The organism is Micromonospora sp. CNZ280 (assembly GCF_011759515.1).
Genome location: NZ_JAAOYP010000001.1, coordinates 1634138 through 1649738, shown reverse-complemented (window position 1 = coordinate 1649738; position 15601 = coordinate 1634138). Strand labels below are relative to the sequence as shown.

14 protein-coding genes are annotated in these 15601 nt (G+C 74.9%); 10 read left to right on the top strand and 4 right to left on the bottom strand.

Annotated elements, in window-relative coordinates; all coding sequences use genetic code 11:
* Positions 1–39 precede the first annotated feature (39 nt).
* Positions 40–1032, bottom strand: a complete 993-nt coding sequence (locus FHX32_RS07840; protein ID WP_167180101.1) for an ATP-binding cassette domain-containing protein — start codon at positions 1030–1032, stop codon at positions 40–42.
* Positions 1033–1034: 2 nt separating this feature from the next.
* Here FHX32_RS07840 and FHX32_RS07835 point away from each other — a divergent pair, with 2 nt between their 5' ends.
* From FHX32_RS07835 to FHX32_RS07820, 4 genes are all read left to right on the top strand, one after another.
* Positions 1035–1724, top strand: coding sequence for an ABC transporter permease (locus tag FHX32_RS07835; protein ID WP_167180100.1), 690 nt, complete (start codon positions 1035–1037; stop codon positions 1722–1724).
* Between the two features lie 37 nt (positions 1725–1761).
* Positions 1762–2484 (top strand): ABC transporter permease, encoded by a 723-nt coding sequence (locus FHX32_RS07830; RefSeq protein ID WP_167180099.1) that lies wholly within the window; start codon positions 1762–1764, stop codon positions 2482–2484.
* A gap of 192 nt (positions 2485–2676) precedes the next feature.
* Positions 2677–3681 (top strand): glycine betaine ABC transporter substrate-binding protein, encoded by a 1005-nt coding sequence (locus tag FHX32_RS07825; protein WP_167180098.1) that lies wholly within the window; start codon positions 2677–2679, stop codon positions 3679–3681.
* Positions 3682–3931: 250 nt separating this feature from the next.
* On the top strand, positions 3932–5440 hold the full coding sequence (locus tag FHX32_RS07820) for a hypothetical protein (RefSeq protein WP_208417994.1): 1509 nt from the start codon (positions 3932–3934) through the stop codon (positions 5438–5440).
* A gap of 82 nt (positions 5441–5522) precedes the next feature.
* Here the strand turns inward: FHX32_RS07820 and FHX32_RS07815 are convergent, their stop codons facing one another.
* A complete protein-coding gene (locus FHX32_RS07815) occupies positions 5523–6710 on the bottom strand; it encodes an NADH-quinone oxidoreductase subunit D (RefSeq protein ID WP_208417993.1) in 1188 nt (395 codons plus the stop codon).
* A complete protein-coding gene (locus tag FHX32_RS07810; protein WP_167182382.1) occupies positions 6707–8041 on the bottom strand; it encodes an SAM-dependent methyltransferase in 1335 nt (444 codons plus the stop codon). Before FHX32_RS07810 ends, FHX32_RS07815 begins: the two co-directional genes overlap by 4 nt.
* A gap of 338 nt (positions 8042–8379) precedes the next feature.
* Between FHX32_RS07810 and FHX32_RS07805 the strand changes: the two genes are divergently transcribed.
* The 6 genes from FHX32_RS07805 to nadC all read left to right on the top strand — a co-directional run bounded on the left by FHX32_RS07805 (position 8380) and on the right by nadC (position 14394).
* Positions 8380–9357: a DUF2520 domain-containing protein gene (locus FHX32_RS07805; protein WP_167180096.1), complete on the top strand. Its 978-nt coding sequence runs from the start codon at positions 8380–8382 to the stop codon at positions 9355–9357.
* Positions 9358–9388: 31 nt separating this feature from the next.
* On the top strand, positions 9389–10258 hold the full coding sequence (gene panC, locus FHX32_RS07800) for a pantoate--beta-alanine ligase (protein WP_167180095.1): 870 nt from the start codon (positions 9389–9391) through the stop codon (positions 10256–10258).
* A gap of 11 nt (positions 10259–10269) precedes the next feature.
* Entirely contained in the window at positions 10270–10692 is a 423-nt protein-coding gene (gene panD, locus FHX32_RS07795) for an aspartate 1-decarboxylase (RefSeq protein WP_088996401.1), read from the top strand.
* A 143-nt stretch (positions 10693–10835) separates the two neighbouring features.
* Positions 10836–11732, top strand: a complete 897-nt coding sequence (locus tag FHX32_RS07790) for a septum formation family protein (protein ID WP_167180094.1) — start codon at positions 10836–10838, stop codon at positions 11730–11732.
* Positions 11733–11806: 74 nt separating this feature from the next.
* Positions 11807–13501 carry an L-aspartate oxidase gene (locus FHX32_RS07785; RefSeq protein WP_167180093.1) on the top strand — a complete coding sequence of 565 codons (1695 nt, stop codon included), beginning with the start codon at positions 11807–11809 and terminating at the stop codon, positions 13499–13501.
* Positions 13498–14394, top strand: a complete 897-nt coding sequence (gene nadC, locus FHX32_RS07780) for a carboxylating nicotinate-nucleotide diphosphorylase (protein WP_167180092.1) — start codon at positions 13498–13500, stop codon at positions 14392–14394. Before FHX32_RS07785 ends, nadC begins: the two co-directional genes overlap by 4 nt.
* 44 nt (positions 14395–14438) lie before the next feature.
* Here nadC and FHX32_RS07775 read toward each other — a convergent pair whose 3' ends face one another.
* A complete protein-coding gene (locus FHX32_RS07775) occupies positions 14439–15530 on the bottom strand; it encodes a DUF5919 domain-containing protein (protein ID WP_167180091.1) in 1092 nt (363 codons plus the stop codon).
* Between the last annotated feature and the right edge of the window lie 71 nt (positions 15531–15601).

The following is a 15601-nucleotide window of genomic DNA, read 5'->3' as shown; positions in this document are numbered from 1 at the left end:
GGGCGGCCGGAGCGGTCGCCCCGGTGCCGGGGTGGCGGCTCAGCGGCCCGGCCGGCCGGCGTCGAGCAGGTCGGCCCGGCTGAGCACGCCGACCGGCCGCCCCTTGTCGGTGACCAGCACCCGGTCGGCGGCAGCGGTGAGCATCACCGCGAGCGCGTCGTACGCCGGACCGCCGAGCGGGACCGCCGGGAGGTCGGTGGGCGCGGCGGCCACCGGCGCCAGCATCTCCCGGGTGACCGGCGTGACCACCAGCCGGCGGATGCCCCGGTCGGCGCCGACGAACTCCCGGACGAACGGCGTGGCGGGCGCGCCGAGCAGGGCCGCCGGCGTGTCGTACTGCTCCAGGTGACCGCCCTGAGAGAGCACCGCGATCCGGTCGCCGAGCCGGACCGCCTCGTCCAGGTCGTGGGTGACCAGCACGATCGTCTTGCGCACCTCGGCCTGCAACCGCAGGAACTCCTCCTGCAACCGGCTCCGCACGATCGGGTCGACGGCGGAGAACGGCTCGTCCATCAGCAGCACCACCGGGTCGGCGGCCAGCGCCCGGGCCACCCCGACCCGCTGCCGCTGCCCGCCGGATAGTTCGTGCGGATAGCGCCGGCCGAACTGCGCCGGGTCCAGCCCGACCAGCTCCAGCAGCTCGTCCACCCGGCGGCGGCTGCGCTCCCGGGGCCAGCCGAGCAGCCGGGGAACGGTGGCGACGTTGGCGCTGACCGTCTGGTGTGGAAAGAGGCCGACGTTCTGGATGACGTAGCCGATCCGCCGGCGCAGCCGGACCGGGTCCGCGCGGGTCACGTCCTCGTCGCCGAGCAGGATCCGGCCGCCGGTCGGCTCGACCAACCGGTTGATCATCCGCAGCACGGTGGACTTGCCGCAGCCCGACGGGCCGATCAGCACCACCAGTTCGCCGGCCTTGATGTCCAGGCTGAGCTCGCGGACCGCCTCGGTGCCGTCCGGGTAGCGCTTGCGGATGCCCTCCAGGGTGATCGACGCCGCGCGCGGCTCGCCGGTGCTCTCCGGGGTAACGTCCACGTATGTCCTTCCGCCTGAGCTACCGGGCCGACCCGGGTAACCCGTGGTTCTCCTGGCAGTACGTGCGGGACAACTCTGACACGATCCTCGCCGCGGTGCGGGAGCACGCCTCGCTGACCGCTCGCGCGGTGCTGATCGCCGCCCTGGTCGCGTTGCCGCTGGCGGTGGCCGCGCACTGGTTCCGCCGGCTCGCCGGGCCGATTCTCGCACTCACCGGCGTGCTCTACACCATCCCGTCGCTGGCGCTCTTCGCCTTCCTCGCGCCCTACCTGGGCATCGGCGCGATCACCGTGCTCAGCGTGGTGGTGCTGTATGCGCTGCTGGTGATCGTGCGCAACGCGATCGCCGGGCTCAACCAGGTGCCGCCCGAGGTCCGGGAGGCCGCCGAGGGGATGGGCTACGGCCGGTGGGGCCGGCTGTTCCGGATCGAGCTGCCGCTGGCCCTGCCCGGCATCCTCACCGGGCTGCGGCTGGCCACGGTCTCCACCGTAGCCCTGGTCACCGTGGGCGTGGTGATCGGTCGCGGCGGCCTCGGCCAGCTCATCTTCGCCGGCTTCCAGAACAACTTCTACAAGGCGCAGATCATGACCGGGACGCTGCTCTGCGTCCTGCTCGCCCTGGTGCTGGATCTGTTGCTCGCCGGGGTGGGTCGGCTGCTCACCCCCTGGCTGCGGCGCGGGCGGGCCGCGTGAGCGCCCGGCCCGGCCCGGCCGGTGGAAGGGAGCGGCGGTGAACCCCGTCGAGGCGGCCCTGGTCTGGCTCAACGACCCGCTGAACTGGACGAACCCCGGCGGCATCCTGGACCGGCTCGGCGAGCACCTGTCGATGTCCGCCGCGGCCGTGGCGCTGGGCTGCCTGGTCGCCTGGCCGATCGGGCTCTGGCTGGGGCACACCGGCCGGGGCGGCGGCCTCGTCGTGCTGGTGGCCAACGTCACGCTCGCCGTGCCGACGCTCGCCCTGCTGACCATCCTGCCGCTGACCTTCCTCGGCTTCGGCCGCCCCGCGGTGGTGGTGGCGCTGGCCGTCTTCGCGGTGCCGCCGCTGCTGGCCAACGCGTACACCGGGGTGCGGCAGGCCGACCCGGAGGCCCGGGACGCGGCGCGCGGCATGGGCTTCTCGGGCTGGCAGTTGTTGCGCCGGGTCGAGCTGCCGCTGGCCGTGCCCTACCTCGCGGCCGGTTTCCGGACGGGCGCGGTGCAGGTGGTGGCCACCGCGGCACTGGCCTCGTTCGTCAACGGCGGCGGGCTGGGCCAGATCATCCGCGCCGGGTTCGGGCTCGACATCGCCGCCGGCGGCGGGCAGATCCTGGCCGGGGGCGTCCTGGTGGCCGGGCTCGCGGTGCTGGTGGAGCTGGTGCTGGCGGCGGTCGAGCGGCTGGTGACCCCGCGACCGTTGCGCCCGGCCCGACGCCGGGCGAGCCGGCGGGCGGCCGACGCGGTCGCCGGCGGCTGACCGCACCGGCCCGCTCGGGTAGTGCCGAGAGGGTCGGCCCGGGAATGACGATCCGGTGACGAACCTCGCTCGAAGTTGTCGGACCCCTCTGGAAGATGTTGGGTGGGAAACGCGGGCGATCGACGAAGGAGTCGCCCGTCGGACACGCGGCCGGCCCTGCGGGGTCGCGCCGGGACACGGAAGGCGGGCATCATGCGCGCACGTACACGCCTGGCGGTGGGGGCGGTCGGCGCCCTCGCGGCGGCCGGGCTGCTGACCGGATGCGGCGACGCGGGCTCCTCCGGCACCGACGCGCCCCAGCAGGGCGCCACCGGGGCCGGCTGCGCCCCCGTCGCCGGCGACCAGCTCGTCGTCCTCGACGACGACAAGAAGCTCCAGAACACCGACAACGTCATTCCGGCGGTCAACGTCGACGTGGCCACCCCGCAGCTGGTGGCGGCGCTCGACAAGGTCTCCGCCGCACTCGACACGCCGAAGCTGATCCAGCTCAACAAGGCTGTCGACGTGGACCGCAAGACGCCCGAGGTGGCGGCCAAGGAGTTCGCCACCGCGAACGACCTCACCGCCGGCATCGCCAAGGGCCCGGGCGGGCAGATCGTGGTCGGCGCCGGCAACTTCAGCGAGAGCCAGACCCTGGCCGAGCTGTACAAGATCACGCTGACCGCGGCCGGCTACCAGGTCCGGGTGCAGCAGATCGGCAGCCGCGAACTCTACGAGCCGGCCCTGGAGAAGGGCGAGATCCAGGTCGTCCCGGAGTACGCGGCGACCATGGCCGAATTCCTCAACACCAAGGCCAACGGGCAGAACGCCCAGCCGGTCTCCTCGCCGGAGCTGGACAAGACCGTAACCGCGCTGAAGGCGGCCGGTGACAAGGTGGGCATCGCCTTCGGCGCGCCGTCGGCCGCGCAGGACCAGAACGCCTTCGCGGTGACCAAGGCGTTCGCCGACAAGTACGGCGTCGGCACCCTGTCCGACCTGGCCGCCAAGTGCTCCGGTCAGGCCACCGTGCTGGCCGGCCCGCCGGAGTGCCCGCAGCGGCCGAAGTGCCAGGCCGGGCTGATCGAGGTCTACGACTTCAAGGCCGGCTCGTTCAGCTCGCTGGACGCGGGTGGCCCGCAGACCAAGAACGCGCTGAAGACGGGGGCCGCGAGCGTCGGACTTGTCTTCTCCTCTGACGGGGCGCTGGCCACCGGCTGAGCCGCCGATCCGGAGTGCGGCGGCGCCCCCTCGCCGCCGCACTCCGGGCCCTCGGCCGCCCCTCCCGGCGCACCGGCGCACCGGCGCACGGCGGCCCGGGCGCACCGCGGCCCGGGGCGCCGGGCGAGCCGAGCTGCGGGCCGAGGCGGATCACCGCTCCTGTTAACCACGGGTCAACGCCCGGTAAAGCCCGGCTTCGGATGCCGTGGACCGTTCCCAGGCACGGCAACTCTCGGTAGGCTGCACACCCATGCCAGCCCCGGTCGCCCCCGCCGACAAGCGCAATCCGCCCCTGCTCACCGCCCTGTTCTGGATCGGTGTGGCGCTGGCGCCGGTGGCGGCGTTGATCCTGCTGGTCGCCGACGGCAACGGGCCGCTGCGGTTCGCCGCCGTGCTGGCCATCCTGGCCGTGGTGCTGATCGGCCTGTCGATCGCGTTGCGCCCCGACGGCGGCGGCCACGGCGACACCGAGGAACTGCTGGACGAGATCGAGCAGCTGCGGCGCGAGCTGCGCGGCGAGGTCGTGGCCGCGGCGCAGCGCGGCAACCAGGCGCTCGACCAGGCGCAGCGGGCCCAGGAGGCGGTCGCCGCGCTGCGCCGGCGACTCGACGTCAGCAGCGCCGCGCTGGCCGGTGACGACCCTGCCGGGGCCGGCCGCGCCCGGGTGCCCGCCGCCGAGCCGGCGGAGGAGCCGGCCGCCGCCCGGGTCCGCGTCCCGGACGAGCCGGCGGCGCGCTGGGGGCAGCCGGAACGCGACGACGAGGAGACCCGCCGGCCGCAGCCGGCCACCCGGTACGGCTCCCCGGGCGGGGTGTACGGCGGCGGCGAGCGGCCGAGCACCGGCGTGTACGGCGCGGCCCGGCCGGCCGAACCCGACGGCCGCTCGGAGGCCGCGGCCCGCCCGCTCGGGGTGGTCCGGCACACCGAGACCGTGCACGTCACCACCCGGCACACCATCGTGGACGGTGCCGCCGGGGTGCCCGGCGATTCCGGCACCCGCTACGGCGGCGGGTACGCCGGCCGGTGGGCACCGGGTGGCGAGGAGCGGTCCTGGAGCGGCGCCGAACCGGACAGCCGTTCCTGGTCCGGGTACGGCGACCGGGACGACGATCGCGGCTGGTCGGCCCAACGGGACGAGCGGGACCGGTCCGGGCCGCGCGAGGACCGGGGCTGGTCCGACCGGCGGGACGAGCCCGGCTGGTCCGAGCAGCGGGACGACCGCGGTTGGGCCGGCGGCGCAGAGCCGGGTTGGCGCGAGCCGGCCGGGCGTGGCCGGTCGTACCAGGCCGACGAGGACGCCGAGGACGGCGAGTACTGGTCGCAGCTGCGTGCCGGTGACCGCTGGGCAGCGGTGCGTGACGACGAGCACGGCCGTGAGGTGCGGGTCGGGGAGCGGCGCGCGGAGGTGCTCGCCGACGCGGGCGGCACCGAGTACCGGGTGACGGATCGTTGGGCGAGCGCCCGGCGGGGCCACGACCGGGACGACACCGAGGGGTGGCGCGAGGGCTGGGCCGAGCCAGAGAACCGGCCGGCGTTGCCGGTCGGCGGGGTGCCGGTGCCGGACGAGTGGCGCCCGCCGCGGCAGCGCGGCTACCAGCCCGACCCACCACGCGGCTACCAGTCCGAGCCGCCGGGCTACCAGCCCGAGCCCGAGCCGGAGCGGTGGCGGCCGCGCGCCGAGGAGCAGCGCTACGGCTACCCGCCGCAGGACGACGCCCCCCGCGCCGGTGGCGCCCGCTCCGCCGACCGCTGGCGCTGACCGCTCACGGGCCGCTGGCGCTGACCGCTCACGGGCCGCTGGCGCGGACCGCCGGCGTCGACCGCCCCGGCAGGTCGCCCGGTCACTTGTCGATGTCGCCAACCACGAAGAACATCGAGCCGAGGATGGCGATCAGATCCGGCACCAGGCAGCCGGGCAGCAGGGTGGCGAGCGCCTGCACGTTCGCGTACGAGGCGGTGCGCAGCTTGAGCCGCCACGGCGTCTTCTCGCCCCGGGAGACCAGGTAGTAGCCGTTGATCCCGAGCGGGTTCTCGGTCCAGGCGTAGGTGTGCCCCTCGGGCGCCTTGAGCACCTTGGGCAGCCGGGTGTTCACCGGCCCGGTCAGCCGGTCCACCCGGTCGAGGCACCGCTCGGCGAGGTCGAGCGAGACGTACACCTGGTCGAGCAGCACCTCGAAGCGGGCGTGGCAGTCCCCGGCGCTCTTGGTCACCACGGGCACGTCGAGCTGGTCGTAGGCCAGGTAGGGCTCGTCGCGGCGCAGGTCCAGGTCGAGCCCGGAGGCACGGGCGACCGGACCGGACGCGCCGAACGCGGCGGCGTCGGCGGCCGACAGCACCCCGACGCCGACGGTACGGGCCAGGAAGATGTCGTTGCGCCGGATCAGGTTGTCCAGGTCGGGCAGCCGCCGGCGTACCTCGCCGATCGCCGCGCGGGCCCGGCCGGTCCAGCCGGCGGGCACCTCTTCCTTCAGCCCACCGACCCGGTTGAACATGTAGTGGATCCGGCCGCCGGACACCTCCTCCAGCACCGCCTGGAGGGTCTCCCGTTCCCGGAAGGCGTAGAACATCGGGGTGATCGCGCCGATCTCCAGCGGGTACGAGCCGAGGAACATCAGGTGGTTGAGCACCCGGTTCAGCTCCGCGAGGGCCATCCGCAGCCAGGTCGCGCGCTCCGGCACCTCCATGCCCATCAGCCGTTCGACCGCGAGCACCACGCCCAGCTCGTTGGCGAACGCGGAGAGCCAGTCGTGCCGGTTGGCCAGCACGATGATCTGCCGGTAGTCGCGTACCTCGAAGAGCTTCTCGGCGCCCCGGTGCATGTAGCCGACGATCGGCTCGGCGGAGACCACCCGCTCGCCGTCGAGCACCAGCCGTAGCCGGAGCACGCCGTGCGTGGAGGGGTGCTGCGGCCCGATGTTGAGCACCATGTCGGTGCCGAGCTGCTCCCCGCCGGTGCCCGCCACCAGGCCCGCCCCGGTGCCGACGGTCAGCTCGCGGAGGTCGCCGGCGTCCGTGGTCATGCCCGTCATCGTGCCATGAACGGCGCCGGGTCGATGCCGACCGGTTGCCGCAGCCACCAGTGCCCGCCGAGCCCGGCCGGGTCGGTCAGCTCGGCCACCGCCGACGCGGCGGCCAGCGCCCGCAGATACCCTGCCGGGTCGTTGGCGGCCAGGCTCAGCGGCGGTCGGCCGCCGTCGGCCCCGAGCGCCCGCAACCCCTCCCGCTGCGACCCCAGGGCGTACGCGCACCGGGCGACCCGCTCACCGGCGGAGGCGACCGAGTCCATGGCGACGTGCGCGGTCACGTCGCGCGACCCGTCAGGAACCGGCGGCACCTGCCGCCCACCCCGGTACCCGGTCAACGTCCCGTCCACCGGCCTGCTCTCCCGCAGGTGCCCGTAGTCCACCGCCAACGCCAGCCCGCGGTCGATCTTCCCGACCGCCTCGGCCCAGGCTTCGTCGCGAGTCCGGCCGATCTCGGCTCGTGCGATTTCGTGGTCACTGTGGGGGGTTTCCGGGCAGCCCGACCGGCTCCGGGCGGTCAGGCTTGATCCATCCGCCGGCCGGGCTGCCCGGAAACCCGACCCGGTCGAGCTGCGGGAGTCCGTCACGCTGGTCAGCAGAGCCGAGTCGCGGTCGGAGGGGCAGTCCAGCTTCGCGTCGGGGACCGGCCACCAGGCCGTCAGCCACTCGGCGTCCGCCGGGTCGACCGGGTCACCCAGGCTCTCCGCACCGGTTGCCGGGTCCACCAGCAGATAGCGCCAGCTGCCGCCGGTGTGCACCGCCACGTCCAGCGGCACGTTGTCGAGCCACTCGGCGGCGACGAGCAGCCCGACGATCCCGGAGGGGATCTCATCGGACCAGGCGATCTCGGCGGGTAGGTCATCGGGTCGGGGGGCGAGCTCGACCGCGCTGAGCCGCAACCGTCGAACGAGCGGCTCTCGGCCGGCGACCGAGGGTGCCGGGCGGACGGCGGCCGGAGGAGTCAGGGTTTCCGGGGAGCCCGCCCGCGGAGGGATCAAGCCTGACCGCCCGGAGCGGGTGGGCTCCCCGTAAACCCCCACCGCGCCCCCGACGTCGCCGGAAGCGGCGGACCCCACAGCGTCATCGGAAGCGACGGCCAACGTGGCGAGGGTCCGCAGCAGCTCACCGCGACCAGCGCCGACGTCGACGACGTCGAGCCGTTCGGGGTGGCCGAGGGCGGCGTCGATCTGCTTGACCAGGCGCAGCAGCGCCCCGGCGAACGCCGGTGAGGCGTGCACGCTGGTGCGGAAGTGGTCGGCCGGGCCGGAGCCGGAGACAAAGAACCCGTCCGGCCCGTACAGCGCCTGGTCCATCGCGTCCCGCCATCGGGGCGACATCTGCTCGGCGCAGCTCTCGGCGTGCGTCACTGTCCGACCCTACGTCGGCACGGGTTGGACCTCACCCACCCGCCGCCTGCGCGCCGCCACTTCGATCGTGATCCCTGATCCGGAGCAGGTCGCAAGTGCGTCCGGACACCCTCCCCAGCGTCAGACGATCATCGGCGCGCGGTCGTAGCTCTGATGGATGGATCACCCCGCACACCGGGCCGCTCCGCGCCACCCGAGCGGCCCGGTCGCCCGGTTGGTGAAGGTTTTCACACATCCTGTTTCGGCATCGTCGCCCCGGCGCATACTTGCGGCGACCGGTACCCCTTCTCGAGGACTGGATCGTTGCCATGAGCGCACCGCTGCGCCCGCGTCCGGCCGCCCCGCGCGGGGCCGCCGCACAGTCGGGCGGCGCCCTTCCCGGCGCCCCGGCCACCACCCCCCGCTTCCTCACCGTCGGCGTCATCGGCGCCGGCCGGGTCGGTGCCGTGCTCGGCGCGGCGCTGACCGCGGCCGGTCACCGGGTGGTCGCCGCCGCCGGCGTCTCCGGCGCCAGCCGTGCCCGGCTGGCCCTGCTGCTCCCCGGCGTTCCCCGCCGCTCCGCCACCTCGGTGGCCCGGGCGGCCACCGACCTGTTGCTGCTCGCGGTCCCGGACGACGCGCTGGCCGGGGTGGTCGCCGGCCTGGCCGACAGCGGCGCGCTCCGGCCCGGCCAGGTGGTCGCGCACACCTCCGGCGCGCACGGGCTGGCCGTGCTGGCGCCGGCCGCGGCCGTCGGCGCCCGGCCGCTGGCCCTGCACCCCGCGATGACCTTCACCGGTACGCCGGACGACCTCGGCCGGCTCGCCGGCATCTCGTACGGGGTGACCGCGCCGGCCGAGCTGCGCCCGCTGGCCGCCCGGCTGGTCGCCGACCTCGGCGGCGTGCCCGAGTGGGTGGGCGAGGCGGACCGGCCGCTCTACCACGCGGCGCTGGCGCACGGCGCCAACCACCTGGTGACCCTGGTCAACGAGGCGGCCGACCGGCTGCGCGACGCCGGGGTGGCCCAGCCGGAGAAGGTGCTCGCCCCGCTGCTGCGGGCCGCCCTGGAGAACGCGCTGCGGCTCGGCGACGACGCGCTGACCGGCCCGGTGTCCCGGGGCGACGCCGGCACCGTGGAGCGGCACCTGGCCCGGCTCGCCGCCGCCGCGCCGGAGTCGGTCGCGCCGTACCTGGCGCTGGCCCGGCGCACCGCGGACCGGGCCATCGCGGCCGGCCGGCTGCGCCCGGTCGACGCGGAGTCGCTGCTCGGCGTACTGGCCGGGACGTCGCGGGAGGTCGCGGCGTGAGCGAGCAGGTGACGACCGGCGGAGGTGCCGCGTGACGGAACTGGTGCACACCCGCGCCGAGCTGGCCGCGGTGCGCGACGGGCTGAAGGGCACCGTGGGCGTGGTGATGACCATGGGTGCCCTGCACTCGGGCCACGAGACGCTGCTGCGGGCCGCCCGGGAGCGGTCCGACCACGTGCTGGTCACCATCTTCGTCAACCCGTTGCAGTTCGGCCCGAACGAGGACTTCGACCGCTATCCGCGTACCCTCGACGCCGACCTGGAGGTCTGCCGGCGGGCCGGCGCCGACCTGGTCTTTGCCCCCTCGGTGGCGGAAATGTACCCGGACGGCCAGCCCCGGGTCCGGGTCAACCCGGGCCAGCTCGGCGAGGACCTGGAGGGGCACAGCCGGCCCGGCTTCTTCCACGGGGTGCTCACCGTGGTGCTGAAGCTGCTCCAGCTGACCCGCCCCGACCTGGCGTTCTTCGGTGAGAAGGACTACCAGCAGCTGACCCTGGTGCGGCGGATGGCCCGCGACCTCGACGTGCCGGTCGAGGTGGTCGGTGTGCCGACCGTACGGGAGCCGGACGGGCTGGCGCTGTCCAGCCGCAACCGCTACCTCTCGCCGAGCGAGCGGCAGGCCGCGCTGAGCCTCTCGGCGGCGCTGCGGGCCGGCGCGGAGGCCGCCGACCGCGGACTGGACGCGGGCGCAGTGCTGGCCGCCGCGCACGCCGGGTTCGGCGCCGGTACGCCCGGCGCGCGGCTGGACTACCTGGTGCTCACCGACCCGGACCTGGAGCCGGGACCGGTCACCGGCCCGGCCCGGCTGCTCATCGCGGCCTGGGTCGGCGACACCCGGCTGATCGACAACACGGCGATCCGGCTCGCCCCGGCGATCCTGAATCCCACCACGCACGCGTGAAAGGCACCCCGATGCTGCGGACCATGCTCAAGTCGAAGATCCACCGGGCCACCGTGACCCAGGCCGACCTGCACTACGTCGGCTCGGTGACCGTGGACCAGGATCTGCTGGACGCCGCGGACCTGCTCCCCGGCGAGCAGGTGGCGATCGTGGACATCACCAACGGCGCCCGGCTGGAGACGTACGTCATCCCCGGCGAGCGGGGCAGTGGCGTGATCGGCATCAACGGCGCCGCCGCGCACCTGGTGCACCCGGGCGACCTGGTCATCCTGATCTCGTACGGGCAGATGGACGACGCCGAGGCCCGCGCGTACCAGCCGCGGGTGGTGCACGTGGACGCCGACAACCGGGTGATCGAACTGGGCGCCGACCCGGCCGGGGTGGCCCCGGGCATGGCCGGCGATCCGGTGCCCAGCCCGTTCGCCGCCGTCTGAGCCGTTCCGGTCGGCGAACCGTCGCGCGGCCGTCCCGCCGCCGGGTGGTTTCCGACCCTGCCTCCGGTCTGTCACCGGACGGTCATTCTTGGTTACCCTGAGCATGCCGTCGGGAGACGGTCGGTGGTTGGGGGAGGCCCGGGATGCGCCGTGCGGTGACCACCCTGCTCGCGGCGGTCGTCACGGCCGCACTGCTGGCCGGTTGTGCCGGCGTCGGTGGGCTGGACGGCGACCTGGTCGACGACTGGGCCGCTCTGCCCGCACCGGGGCCGCTCACCCCGGCCGTCGGGGTCTGCCACGAGGCGGACTTCACCGACGTGGTGCCGCTGTCGGCGTACCAGCCGGTGGACTGCGCCGCCCCGCACCGGGTGGAGACGGTGCACGTCGGCGCGTTCCCGGCCGGGCGGGCCACCCCGCCGGCCAGCGGCTCGACCGAGCTGCGCGGCGCTTTCGCCGAGTGTGACGGCAAGGCCAGCGAGTACGTCGGCGACGAGTGGCGGGCCGGGCGGCTGCGGCTGGCGGTGGCGGTGCCCTCCGGGCCCGGCTGGGCGGCCGGCTCCCGCTGGTTCCGCTGCGACCTCACCGAACTGACCACGGTCGAGGCGGCGGCCACCGTGGTGACCCGCACCGGCAGCCTGCGCGACGCGCTGCGCGGGGCGTCCCCGCTGCGACTGGGCTGCCAGCAGACCCGCGGTGGCCGGGGCGGGGCCGTCGGGACGCTGCTCCCGGTGGAGTGCGCCACCCGGCACGACGCCGAGTTCGTCGGGGTGTGGCGGGCGCCGGACCTGCCGTACCCGAGCCGGGACGCCGACTGGGTGCCGCTCTACGCCGGCTGCCGCTCGGTCCTCGCCCGGTACGTCGGCGTGCCGGACGACGCGGACCTGCGTTTCCGCAGCGGGGTGGTGGCCCGCCCGCCGGGCGCCGGGCGCTGGCGGGTGGGTGACCGGGGGGTCCGCTGCCACCTCTGGCTCAGCGACCGCACGGTGACCGGCTCGCTCTCCGGCGCCGGTCCGGCCGGCCTGCCGGTACGCACCCGGTAGCGGGACGGCGTATCCCAAACCACTCGTCCCGCCCCCGCCGCCCCGGGCGAGGAACGTTCGGGTTGACTGGTGGCATGGACCTTCCGACGCTCGACCTGCCGGCCCTGCCGTCGCTGCTGGTCGCGCCCGCGCCCGGCTGGGTGGAGACCACCGACGTGATCGTGGTCGGTTCCGGGGTGGCCGGGCTCACCGCCGCGCTGCACCTGCGCGAGGCGGGGCTGCACGTCACCGTGGTCACGAAGGTCAACATCGACGACGGTTCGACCCGCTGGGCGCAGGGCGGCATCGCCGCGGTGCTCGACCCCCACGACACCCCGGCCGCGCACGCCTCCGACACCGAGGTCGCCGGGGTCGGCCTCTGCGACCCGGCCGCGGTGCGGGTGCTGGTCGAGGAGGGGCCGACCCGGCTGCGCGAGCTGATGCGGATCGGCGCCGAGTTCGACCGGAACCCGGACGGCTCGCTGATGCTGACCCGCGAGGGCGGGCACCGGGCCAACCGGATCGTGCACGCCGGCGGCGACGCGACCGGGGCCGAGGTGCAGCGGGCGCTGCACGCGGCGGTGCGCCGCGACCCGTGGATCCGGCTGGTCGAGCACGCCCTGGTGCTGGACCTGCTCCGGGCGCCCGGCGACGGCCCGGGCGGGCTCGGCCCGGCCTGCGGGATCACCCTGCACGTGCTCGGCGAGGGCAGCGAGGACGGGGTCGGCGCCATCCTGGCCCGGGCGGTGGTGCTGGCCACCGGCGGGATGGGTCAGGTCTTCGCGGCCACCACCAATCCCGCGGTGTCCACCGGCGACGGGGTGGCGCTGGCCATGCGGGCCGGCGCGGCCGTGACCGACGTGGAGTTCGTCCAGTTCCACCCGACCGCGCTGATCGTGCCGGAGCACGCCCGGGTGCCCGGCGCCGGGCACGCACAGCAGCCGCTGGTCTCCGAGGCGCTGCGCGGCGAGGGCGCCCACCTGGTCGACGCCGACGGCAAGCGGTTCATGGTCGGCCAGCACGAGCTGGCCGAGCTGGCGCCCCGCGACGTGGTGGCCAAGGGCATCCACCGGGTGCTGCTGGCCACCGGCGCCGACCACGTCTTCCTGGACGCCCGACACCTGGGCGGGGACTGGCTGGCCCAGCGGTTCCCCACCATCGTGGCGTCCTGCCTGGCCATCGGGGTCGACCCAGCGGTCGACCTGATCCCGGTCGCCCCGGCCGCGCACTACGCCTCCGGCGGCGTCCGCACGGACCTGCACGGCCGCACCTCCATCCCCGGCCTGTACGCCTGTGGCGAGGTCGCCTGCACCGGCGTGCACGGCGCGAACCGGCTGGCCAGCAACTCGCTGCTGGAGGGGCTGGTCTTCTCCCGGCGGATCGCCGAGCACGTCGCCACCGGCCTGCCCGAGCAGGCGCAGCCGGCGCCGACCGGTGCCTGGGTCGGCGGCGCGGGCTGGGTGGTGCCGGCGGCGGCGACCGCGGTGCTGCAACGGGCGATGACCCGGGGCGCCGGCGTACTGCGCTCGGCGGCGACGCTGGCGGAGACCGCGGTGACCCTGGGCGAGGTGGGCGCCGGGCGAGGCACCCCGCGCACCGCCGACTGGGAGGCGACGAACCTGGTCACCGTGGCGTCGACGCTGGTCGCCGCCGCGTACGCCCGCCGGGAGACCCGGGGCTGCCACTGGCGGGAGGACTTCCCGACGGCCGACGAGCGGTGGCTGGGCCACCTGGTCGGCGCGATCGGGGCGCAGGGCCGGTTGGCGCAGCAGTGGGAGGAGACGCGATGACGGAGTCGACCGAGCGGGCGTTGCGGGCGGCGGGGCTCGACCCGGCCCGGGTACGCCGGGTGGTCGAGGACGCCCTGGTCGAGGACCTGGGATTGGACTTCCTCGACGTCACCAGCGTCGCCACCATCCCGGCCGAGCAGGCGGACACGGCCGACCTGGTGGCCCGCGCCGACGGTGTGGTGGCCGGTCTGGCCGTGGCGGCCGCGGTGTTCGAGCTGGTCGGCGAGGTGACCGGCGGCGCGCGTACGGTCGAGGTGTCGTTGGTCGCGCGGGACGGCGAGCGGGTGGCCCGCGGCGATGTGCTGGCCACGGTGACCGGGCCGACCCGGCTGCTGCTCACCGCCGAGCGCACCGCGCTCAACCTGCTCTGCCGGATGTCCGGGGTGGCCACCCACACCCGGGCCTGGGCGGACGCGCTGGCCGGCACCAAGGCGATGGTGCTCGACACCCGCAAGACCACCCCGGGCCTGCGCGCCCTGGAGAAGTACGCGGTCCGGGCCGGCGGCGGCACGAACAAGCGGATGGGGCTGCACGACGTCGCCATGATCAAGGACAACCACAAGCTGGCGGCCGGTGGCATCACCGCGGCGTACCGGCGGGTCCGGGACGCGTTCCCGGACGTGCCGGTGCAGGTGGAGGTGACCACGCTGGCCGAGGCGGTGGAGGCGGTCGAGGCCGGGGCGAACTTCCTGCTCTGCGACAACATGACGCCGGAGGCGCTGACCGAGGTGGTGGCAGCGGTCGGCGACCGGGCCGAGCTGGAGGCGACCGGCGGGCTGACCCTGGCGGTGGCCGCCCGGTACGCGGCGACCGGGGTCGACTTCCTCTCGGTCGGCGCGCTGACCCACTCCTCGCCGATCCTCGACATCGCGATGGACCTGCGCACCGAGTAGACGTCCCGGCCGGCGCGGTGGTTCGGGTCGCCGCGCCGGTCGGCTCAGGCCGCGGCCCGGGTGGGCAGGGCGGCCGGCCCCACCAGGTTGAAGATCACCTGGTTCTCGGTGTCGTCCCGGTGGTCCAGGCCGTACTTGGCCCGGAAGAGCTGGAGCGCCCGGTGGTAGATCCCGGGCTCCAGCTCGTCGGCCTCGCCCAGGGCGAAGGCCTGGCCGGCGACCTCGGGCCGCTGGAGCACCACGCTGAGCCCGGCCAGCCCGTGCCGGGCCACGTTCCGGACCAGGTCGCTGCCGGCGATGTACCAGGTGCCGTCGACCCGCACGTAGCGGGCCTCGCAGGTCTCCAGGTCCCGCCCGTCCTGGCGCAGGCAGAGCTGCAGGCTCAGGCAGGAGTCGAGGTCGCGCACCGGGGCGGTCTCCCACAACTCGGTGAACCGGTCGTCCACGAACTCGCCCAGCGGGGTGTTGACGAACGCCTCGATCTGCTGGGCGTCGAAGGTCTTGCCGCTGACCGGGAAGAACGAGATGTACGCCTTGTCGTCCCAGCGGTACATCTGCACCGACGGCGCGGTGCTGTAGAGGCGTACCCGGAGCCGGGACCGGGAGGCCGGCGGCAGCTGCTGCTGGAGCCGGCCGAAGTGGAAGAGATTGTTCATGATCGCGACGGCCGCGTCCGAGCGGCGCAGCTCCTCGGCCCGCATCCGGACCGCCGGCGAGTCCGGGTCCAGCAGCAGCACCCGGACCGTCGCGCCGTTGGCCAGCGCGACTCGCAGGGCGGCGAGGAACCGGTTGGTGTACGGGCCCTCCAGCATGCTGGTGAACGTCTCCAGGATCGCCACGGCCTCCCGGGAGTTGGCCACCCGTTCGATCAGTGCGTCCCGGTCGAGCCGGGGGTGCTCGATGATGCTCACCGTCTGGAGTTCCCGGAAGAGCGGGTTGAGCACCACGTAGGTCAGCAGCGTCATGATCAGGGCGGCGCCGATGTTGAGGTAGAGGTCGCCCCGGAAGGTCTGCCCGGAACGCCAGGACTGCACGATCATCCAGATCGCGCCACCGGTCAGCGCGGCCAGCACCAGCACATGCCGACGGCGCCGGCGCAACGTGTTGCGCCCGCGGGCCCACCACATCCCCGACATGTCCGCTCCCCGTCCGGCCCCGCCGTGGATAGACCTGTGTTCATGTCGCGATCCGTCCAGGATACGGTTCG